General features: G+C 72.1%; 6 protein-coding genes and 1 pseudogene. 2 read left to right on the top strand and 5 right to left on the bottom strand.

Annotated elements, in window-relative coordinates; translation table 11 throughout:
• The coding region (locus G6023_RS04210) for a hypothetical protein (RefSeq protein ID WP_182634170.1) at positions 1-367 on the bottom strand (367 nt) is incomplete at its 3' end.
• 148 nt (positions 368-515) lie between these two features.
• The gene (locus tag G6023_RS04205) at positions 516-1,913 is read right to left on the bottom strand and encodes an FAD-binding oxidoreductase (RefSeq protein ID WP_182634169.1); all 1,398 of its coding nucleotides are present in this window, start codon (positions 1,911-1,913) and stop codon (positions 516-518) included.
• 135 nt (positions 1,914-2,048) lie between these two features.
• On the opposite strand from G6023_RS04205, the gene G6023_RS04200 reads away from it, so the two are divergent.
• On the top strand, positions 2,049-3,080 hold the full coding sequence (locus tag G6023_RS04200; RefSeq protein WP_206680974.1) for an SLAC1 family transporter: 1,032 nt from the start codon (positions 2,049-2,051) through the stop codon (positions 3,078-3,080).
• Between the two features lie 11 nt (positions 3,081-3,091).
• On the opposite strand, the gene G6023_RS04195 is transcribed toward G6023_RS04200, so the two are convergent.
• Both G6023_RS04195 and G6023_RS04190 read right to left on the bottom strand, forming a co-directional pair.
• Complete coding sequence (locus G6023_RS04195) at positions 3,092-6,415, bottom strand: error-prone DNA polymerase (protein WP_182634167.1); 3,324 nt, start codon at positions 6,413-6,415, stop codon at positions 3,092-3,094.
• Positions 6,416-6,448: 33 nt separating this feature from the next.
• A complete protein-coding gene (locus G6023_RS04190) occupies positions 6,449-7,372 on the bottom strand; it encodes a ferredoxin family protein (RefSeq protein WP_067712561.1) in 924 nt (307 codons plus the stop codon).
• A gap of 86 nt (positions 7,373-7,458) precedes the next feature.
• Between G6023_RS04190 and G6023_RS04185 the strand changes: the two genes are divergently transcribed.
• Entirely contained in the window at positions 7,459-8,100 is a 642-nt protein-coding gene (locus G6023_RS04185; protein ID WP_182634166.1) for an AMIN-like domain-containing (lipo)protein, read from the top strand.
• A 32-nt stretch (positions 8,101-8,132) separates the two neighbouring features.
• Here G6023_RS04185 and G6023_RS15715 read toward each other — a convergent pair.
• Positions 8,133-8,377 (bottom strand): annotated as a pseudogene (locus tag G6023_RS15715) (DNA polymerase Y family protein); the annotation flags it as partial.

The raw sequence follows: 8,377 nt of genomic DNA, 5'->3' as shown, positions 1-8,377 counted from the left end.
GCGCGGCCGGCCACCGCAGGCCGAGTGCGACGAGGGTGGCCAGGACGATCGCCCCGTCGACCGCGGCGGCGGCCGGTGCCCCGGCCACCTCGTGGCGCAGCAGGAGCACGGCGGTCATGGTCATGGACGCCTTGTGGAAGACCACGACCACCCACAGCACGGCGGCCCCGGGCGGGGTGGCACCCAGGTAGCCGGTGAGGGCGGCGAAGACGAGCAGGCCGTAGGCCCGCCAATGGGCGGTGAGTTGGTACTCCGGGGTGATGGTGGGTGCCTCGAGCCCGGCGGCGACTCCCAGCCCCAGGGCCACCGCCGCGGTCGACAGGAGTAACGCCCGGTAGAGCAGGAGGCTGAGTCGGTCGGTCGCCATGAACCCGATACTCGCCGACCGGTGACGGCCGCACATCGGGGATTTCCCCGGGATCGGACCTGATTCCCGCGGCTCGCGTCGCCCGCAGCTGGGGCGGCCCCGCGGCTGCAGTCGCCCGACCCGCCCGGCCGCCCGACCCGCCCGGCCGCTACAGCATCGTCCCGGGGTTGAGGATGCCCTGCGGGTCGAGAGCGGACTTGATGCGCCGGCTCAGCTCCATGACGTCCTCCCCTAGCTGGGCGGGCAGCCACGGGGCCTTGAGCCGACCGACCCCGTGCTCGCCGGTGATCGTCCCGCCCATCCCGATCGCGAGGTCCATCACCTCACCGAACGCGAACCGGGCGCGTTCGGCCCGGTCCGGGTCGTCGTCCTCCAGGACGATGATGGGGTGGGTGTTGCCGTCCCCGGCGTGCGCGACCAGCGCGATCGGGATGTCACGGCGGGCGGAGATCTCCTCGATCCCGGCGACCAGATCGGGCAGCGAGGGCAGGGGCACGCCCACGTCCTCGAGCAGCAGGGTGCCGGTCTTGCCGAGGCTGGTGAACGCGGCCCGGCGGGCCATGGTGAACTGCTCACCCTCGTCGGGGTCGTCGGTGGCGAACACGTCGGTGGCGCCGTGGGTGCGGAACGCCTCGGCCATGAACCCGGTCTCGGCCGCGCGGTCGGGACCGGTGAGATCGGACTGGGCCAGGAGCATCGCCCCCGCCGTGGTGTCCAGGCCCATCCGTAGGTCCGCCTCGACGGCCCGGATGGAGACGGTGTCCATGAACTCCAGCATCGCCGGGCGGATCCGCCGGGTGATGGCCAGCACGGCCTCACTACAGGCGACCACGTCGGGGAAGATCCCCACCACCGTCGAGCGCGGCGGCTGCTCCGGGATCAGCCGGAGGATGATCTCGGTGACGATCCCCAGCGTCCCCTCGCTGCCGACGAACAGTTTGGTCAGGCTCAGCCCGGCGGTGTCCTTGAGGCGCGGCCCGCCCAGGCGCACCGCCGTACCGTCGGCGAGCACGACCGTCATCCCCAGGACGTAGTCGGTGGTCACCCCGTACTTCACGCAGCACAGTCCGCCGGCGTTGGTGGCGATGTTGCCGCCGATCGAGCAGATCTCATAGGACGACGGGTCCGGCGGGTACCAGAGACCGTGCGCGGCGACGGCCCGTTTGACCTCGGCGTTGTAAAGCCCCGGTTGGACGGTGGCCGTCCGGGTGACGGGGTCGACGTCGATGTCGCGCATGAGTTCGGTGGACAGCACGATCCCGCCGTCGACCGCCGTCGCGCCGCCGGACAGGCCGGATCCTGCACCCCGCGGGACCACGGGGACGCCGTGCGCGCTCGCCCAGCGCAGGACCTCCTGCACGTCCTCGGTGGTGCGGGCCCGGACCACCGCCAGGGGCAGGCCCGGGTCGGGGGCCTTGGCCCAGTCCTGGCGGTAGCCCTCCAGAAGGTCCGGGTCGGTGAGTATCCGCGCGGTGTCGAGTCGGGCTCGCAGTTCATCCAGCGGGGCGGCGGGATCGGGGCCACGGGAGGCGGTCGGGGCGCTCATGGGATCGAACGTACGGTGTCGTGCCCGTGGGCGTCGGGGATCCGGGCAGTCGCTCGCCGGGGCGCGACGGAGCGGCGGATGTCGTTGTCCCCCCCGGATTTTCGGGCAACGACGAGGTGCGGGCATAGTGTCCTGGTGACCACGAGCCGGGGACCGCGATCAGCGCCCGCGGCCCCGTCCGTCCCGGGGCCCGGCCCCGCCTGGTTCGGTGCCGTGATGGGCACCGGTGGTCTGGCGACGCTCCTGCAGATCCACGCGGTGCGGGTTCCGGGTTTCGCGCCGGCCGCGGTGGTCATGGTGATCCTGGGCTGGGTTCTGTTGCTGGGGCTCGGCGCGGGGTTCGCGCGATCGGTGGCGCGCGCCCCGGACATGTGGACGTCCTCGGTCCGGGATGCGGCGATGCTGCCGCTGTGGGGCATGGTCTCGATGGGGTTGCTCGCGGTGGGCTCCGCGTCCTTCGTGGTGGTCGATGCCCGCGCGCCGGCGCTGTCGACCATCGCGTTCGGGGTGGACGCGGCGTTGTGGGCTGCGGGGACCGTGCTGGGGTTGGCCACCGCGCTGAGGTTCACCGTGTGGCTGGTCACCGCCCGTCCCGACCATCCGTTGCCGACGTGGGCGTTGCCGGTGGTGCCGCCGATGGTGTCCGCGGGTGCGGGGGGCCTGATGTCCAGGCACGTCGATTCGGAGGCTGTCCGGTCGGTTCTGGTGGGCGCGTGCTCGGTGTGCTTCGTGTTGGCCCTGGTGCTGGGCGGCGCGGTGATCGCCAGGACGTATCACCACGCCTGGTTTCGGACTCCCGTCCCGGTGGAGTTGGCGACCACGACGTGGATCCCGTTGGGGATCGTGGGTCAGTCCGCGGCCGCCGCGCAGGTGCTGTTCGGCGCGACCCTGGGGGGTGTCGCCCGGGTCTATGCCGCCTCGGTGCTGGTGGCGGGGGCCGGGCTGGGCGCTTACGCGGTGTTCTCCACGATCAGGGGCTTCCTGGCGCGCATGCCGTTCAATCCGGGGTGGTGGGCGATGGCGTACCCGCTGTCGACGTGCGCCCTGGGGTCGTTCTACCTGGATTGGGATGCGGCGAGTGTGTTCACGGTGATGGTGCTGATCGTCATCTGGTCGCTGTGCGCGGTCGCCAGTGTGCGGGCGATCGCGAGGGCGCGGGCCGCCTGACCGGGGGCGGCTCACCGGAAGTCCCGACTGCGACCGATGGCCATACCCAGGTGCAGGCGTTCGATCTTGTCCGCCACCACGCTGACCGCGCCGGAGCGGTTCTCCACGGTGCCGCGGACGATGAGCGCCGGGGACGCGGAGACGATCGGCCGGTATCGCGCCCACAGTCCCACCGAGCACACGACGTTGGTCATGCCCGTCTCGTCCTCGAGGCTGAGGAAGGTCACGCCCTCCGCGGTGGCGGGACGCTGACGGTGGGTGACGGCTCCGGCGACCTCGACGCGGCTGCCGTCGGGGACGTGGGCGAGCCCGGCGGTGGTGTATACGCCGCGGGAGTCGAGCCACGGCCGGGCGTGGACGGTCGGGTATTCCTCGGGGCTGATCCCGGTGGCCGACAGGTCGGCGGAGGTGAGTTCGAGGACGCTCATGCCGGGCAGGGCCGGGGCGTCGACCTGGCTGAGCCCGGGCAGCATGCCGGGCTTCTCGCGGGCCGCGGTGGCCGCCGACCACAGGGCGGACCGACGGCCCCCGGTGCCGAGCGAGTCGAGCGCCCCGGCGGTGGCGAGTGCCTCCATCTGCCGGACGGACAGGCCGGTGCGGCCGGCGAGGTCGGCGGCGGAGGTGTACGGGCCGTGGGTGTCGCGTTCATCGGCGATCGCGGTGGCCAGGTCCTCACCGATCGCCCGGACCGACTCCAGTCCGAGGCGCACCTCGGCACCATCGTTCTCGCAGGTGGCCCCACCGAGTGAGCGGTTGACGCACGGTCGGTGCACGGTGACACCGTGCCGGCGGGCGTCGGCGACGAGCGACTGCGGCGAGTAGAAGCCCATGGGCTGGCTGCGCAGCAGCGCCGCGCAGAAGATCGCCGGGTGGTGGCACTTGAACCATGCGGAGTAGTAGACGATGGCGGCGAAGGACTGGGAGTGGCTCTCGGGGAAGCCGTAGTTGGCGAAGGCGCACATCTTCTCCCAGATCCGCTCCCCCACCTCCGGCCCGGTGACCGGGGTCCCAGGCGGGCTGGTACCGATCCCGTGCAGGTCGCGCATCCCGTCGAAGAACCGTTCCTTCAGTCGGGCCATCCGTTCGGGTGACCGCTTGGACCCCATCGCGCGGCGCAACTGGTCGGCTTCCGCTCCGGTGAAGCCCGCGATGACGGTGGCGATCTGCATGAGCTGCTCCTGGAACAGCGGGATCCCCAGCGTGCGTCCCAGCACCTCCTCCAGCGCGGGGTGGTCGAACACCACCTTCTCCCGGCCGTTGCGGCGACGGATGTAGGGGTGCACGGACCCGCCCTGGATGGGGCCGGGACGGATGAGCGCCACCTCGACCACCAGGTCGTAGAACGTCCGCGGTCGGAGCCGGGGCAGGGTGGCCATCTGTGCGCGGGACTCCACCTGGAACACACCCACCGAGTCGCCCCGGCACAGCATCTCGTAGACCTGCGGATCCGCGAGGTCCAACCGGGCCAGGTCCACGTCGAGATCCTTGTGTTCCGCCGCGAGGTCGATGGCGTGATGCAGTGCGGTGAGCATGCCCAGGCCCAGCATGTCGAACTTGACCAGCCCGACCGCCGCGCAGTCGTCCTTGTCCCACTGCAGGACCGTCCGTCCCGGCATGCGTGCCCACTCGACGGGTACCACGTCCGCCACCGGGCGGTCGCAGATCACCATGCCGCCCGAGTGGATCCCCAGGTGGCGGGGCAGTCCGACGAGCCGCCGTGCCAGCGCGAGCACATCGGGCGGGACGGTGTGCTCGGTGGCCTCCCTCTCGTGGTTCTTCAACCCCGACCACCGGTCGACGCTCTTCGACCACGCGTCCTGTTGCCCCGGGGAGTAGCCCAGGGCCCGGGCCACGTCCCGCACGGCCGATCGTCCGCGGTAGGTGATGACGTTGGCGACCTGGGCGGCGTGGTTCCGGCCGTAACGGGAGTAGACGTACTGGATGGCCTCCTCCCGACGGCCCGACTCGATGTCCACGTCGATGTCCGGCGGGCCGTCGCGCTCCGGCGCCAGGAACCGCTCGAACAGCAGCTGGGCGCGCACCGGGTCGACGTTGGTGATCCCCAGCGAGTAGCAGACCGCCGAGTTGGCGGCCGAGCCGCGGCCCTGGCAGAGGATGCCCTCGCGGTGGCAGAACTCGACGATGTCGTGGACGACGAGGAAGTACCCGGGAAAGCCCAGTTCGGCGATCACCTGTAGTTCGCGGTCGATCTGCGCATACGCCTCCGGGGCCTCTTCGCGTGTCCCGTAGCGACGGGCGGCGCCGGCGTAGGCGAGCTCGGCGAGCATCGTGTCCTCGGTGTAACCCTCGGGGACGTCGAACGGAGGTAGCTGCGGGGCGATGAGCCGGAGGTCGAACGCGCACTCCCGGCCCAGCCTGTCCGCCCCGGCCACGGCATCGGGCCAGCGGTCGAACAACTCCGTCATCTCCTCGCCCGAGCGCAGGTGCGCCCCGCCCGCGGCGGGCAGGTGCGCTGCGTGGGTCTCCAGTGCGTCGCGCGCACCGAGCGCCGCCATGACCGAGGCCAGTCGCGCGTCCTCCGGCCCGGCGCAGTGGGCAGCGGTGGTCGCCACGACGGGCAGGCCCGCCTGCGCGGCGAGACCCGCCAACGCGTCGCATCGTTCCGTGTCCTCGGGAACCCCGTGACAGGTCAGCTCCACGACCACCCTGTCCTGACCGAACAGCTCGACGAGCTGGTCCAGGGCCGCACCGGCAGCGGGGATGTCGAAGTCGGACGCCCCCGTCCCGCCGCGCTCCAGGGACCGACGGACCCGGCCTCGACGACAGCCGGTGAGCACATACCAGTGACCGCCGGCCGCCTCCGCGAGCTCGGTCATCTCGTACCGCGGTTCGCCCTTTGCCCCACCCCGCAGGTGGGCGTGGGCGATCGAGCGCGACAACCGCCGGTAGCCCTCCTCACCCCTGGCCAGGACCAGCAGGTGCTCGCCGCCCGGTAGCGAGAGTTCCGCCCCGAACACCGTGGCCAGTCCCAGCTCGGAGGCGGCCTCGGCGAAGCGCACGACCCCGTACAACCCGTCGTGGTCGGTGATCGCGAGCGCCGTGAGCCCCAGTTCCGCCGCCGCCTCGGCCATGGCCTCGGGAGAGGAGGCCCCGTCGAGGAAGCTGAACGCGGTGTGGGCGTGCAGCTCCGCGTACGGCACTCGCCCCCGGGCGCGGGCCCGCGGAGGGGCCGTGTACCCGCCACGCTTGCGTGACCAGGCGGGGGCGTCGCTGCCGTCGCCGGGGTGCGGGTTCTCGGCCCCTCGCGGGCCCGGTCGTCCGGAGAGCACCCGTTCGAGTTCCGACCACGTCCTGGGTCCGTGGTACCAGTTCACCGGTGCTCACCCGCCCGGTGTCGGTGGGTCGATTCAGAGCAGGGTGAGGGACTCCACGACCCACGCCGAGGCCTCGCCGGCGGGCTTGCGGCAACTCTGCTGGCGTGGCGGGAGCGGTCGCTTCCCTGCCTCGACCCGCCAGGCGCGTCCGTCGGTGTGCCGGACGACGACCACGAGCGGGTCATCCGGGTCGACGTCGACGATGAGATCGTCGATCCCCGCCTCCACGCCGGACTCCCGGACGGCGACCTCTGCCACCTGCCCGGCCGGCGCCCACGTGCTGCGACCCCGCAGGTGCTCGGTGACGACCCGACCGTCCAGTTCGGCCTCGACGATGCGGGCCGCGAGATCCGCCTCCGCGGGTCCGTAGGTGTAGCCGGTGCCGGGGAGCAGCAGGACCGGGGCGAAGCGGTGCCCGCCGGTGTGGGAGCACTCCCACACCGCGGCGTCCGGATCGAGCGCGGACAGGCGGGCTCCGACCAGCTCATCCAGTTCGGCCACGACCGGACGCCCCCGGACCGCACAGCACTGGTCACGCTTGGCGTGGGTGCACACCAGCGGCACCGGGGCCGAGATCTCGCGGGTACCCGCGACGTGCCCACCGGGCGAGAGGTCCAGGTCGAGCATGTCCGCGGGACGGTCGACACGGCCGACCCGGATGCTCCGCCGGCCGGGCCTGGTGTCGCACAGGTAGAAACGGTGACGGTCGATGCGTTGACCCTCGCGGCCCGGGCGCCGGATGAAGAGCATCCGGGATCCGCAGGCCGAGACATGTTCCTTGAGTCGCTCGGACAGCTCCTCGCCCAGGGCTTCGCCGTCGAAGATATCGCGTCCCCAGCGCGCGGGAACCTCCAACAGGACCCACGATTCCTCGTGGGCCGCGGTACCGGCGGGCGGCTCATCGGCCGACTGGAGGGAACACCAGGCAGTGAGTGGGGTGGGATCGATGACTGACACGCCCCCATGGTGCCCCACCGCGCGACGTGGTGTAACTGTAGCCACCTCGTGGGACAAAAGTGATGAGAGGGACTTAAGCTGGGGGCATGCATACCCGACATCGCCGCCTCGCAGCGGCCGCCGCCCTGACCGCCGCCGCGTCCCTGGCCATGGCGGGCTGCGGGGCCGACACCTCGACCGACGCCCCCGCCACCAGCCAGACGACCACTGCGGGATCCTCCCCGGCCGCCTTGGCGCAGGCTCTGGCGCCGGAGGAGACCGAGGCCGCCGACCCCACCGCCGGCCCGACGGACTCCGCCCCCAAGCGCGAGGAGGCGGACGCTGCCGCCGGACGCGCAGAACTGGTGGTATCCGAGATCCGCATGGGCAATTTCCAGGGCAAGGACCGTGTGGTCTTCGAACTCGACGGCCGCGGGACCCCGAGCTATTCCGTGGACTATGTGGACAGCCCGGCCCAGCAGGGCAGCGGCTTTCCGGTGGAAGTGCCGGGCGACTCCTTCCTGCAGGTGACGATCGGCGGCCAGGTCCTGCCCACCCAGACCGGCATGGAGGAGGTCCCCGTGGGCACCGTGGCCGGCGACGACGCGACCGGGGTGGCGGGCGTGGCGTTCACGGGACAGTTCGAGGGGCAGGCGCAGTCCGTGATCGGCCTCGAGGGCTCGGACCGGGCATTCTCCGCCTTCCTGCTGCAGAACCCGACCCGCCTGGTGGTCGACATCGAGCGCTGAGCCGCGCCGGGGGCGTCTCATCCGCGAACGGCTCATTCGTAGACTCCTTCCACGATCCAGTTCCCCTGTTCGTCCCCGAGCACGCCGCAGAGCAGCAATGCCGCCGCACGCTCGGGGACGACCTGTATGCGGGCCCGAGGGCGGCGAGGCTCGCCGTCGGGCGTCGGCTCCCACCAGGCCTCGTCGATCGGCCACGGCCGTGACCAGCCGAGCAGCGCGCAACGGCGACCGCCCACCTCGACCGCGGCAGGCCTGCCGCTGAGCAGACCCCGCGGGG

The sequence above is a fragment of the Dietzia sp. DQ11-71 genome (assembly GCF_014144995.1).
Lineage (GTDB): Bacteria > Actinomycetota > Actinomycetes > Mycobacteriales > Mycobacteriaceae > Dietzia > Dietzia kunjamensis.
The sequence above is the reverse complement of the archived record's forward strand: the minus strand, read 5'-3'. Positions and strand labels throughout refer to the sequence as shown.

Coding starts and splice junctions, on each gene's coding strand:
- G6023_RS04205 (WP_182634169.1), bottom strand. CDS start 1,913: ATGAGCGCCCCGACCGCCTCCCGTGGCCCCGATCCCGCCGCCCCGCTG.
- G6023_RS04185 (WP_182634166.1), top strand. CDS start 7,459: ATGCATACCCGACATCGCCGCCTCGCAGCGGCCGCCGCCCTGACCGCC.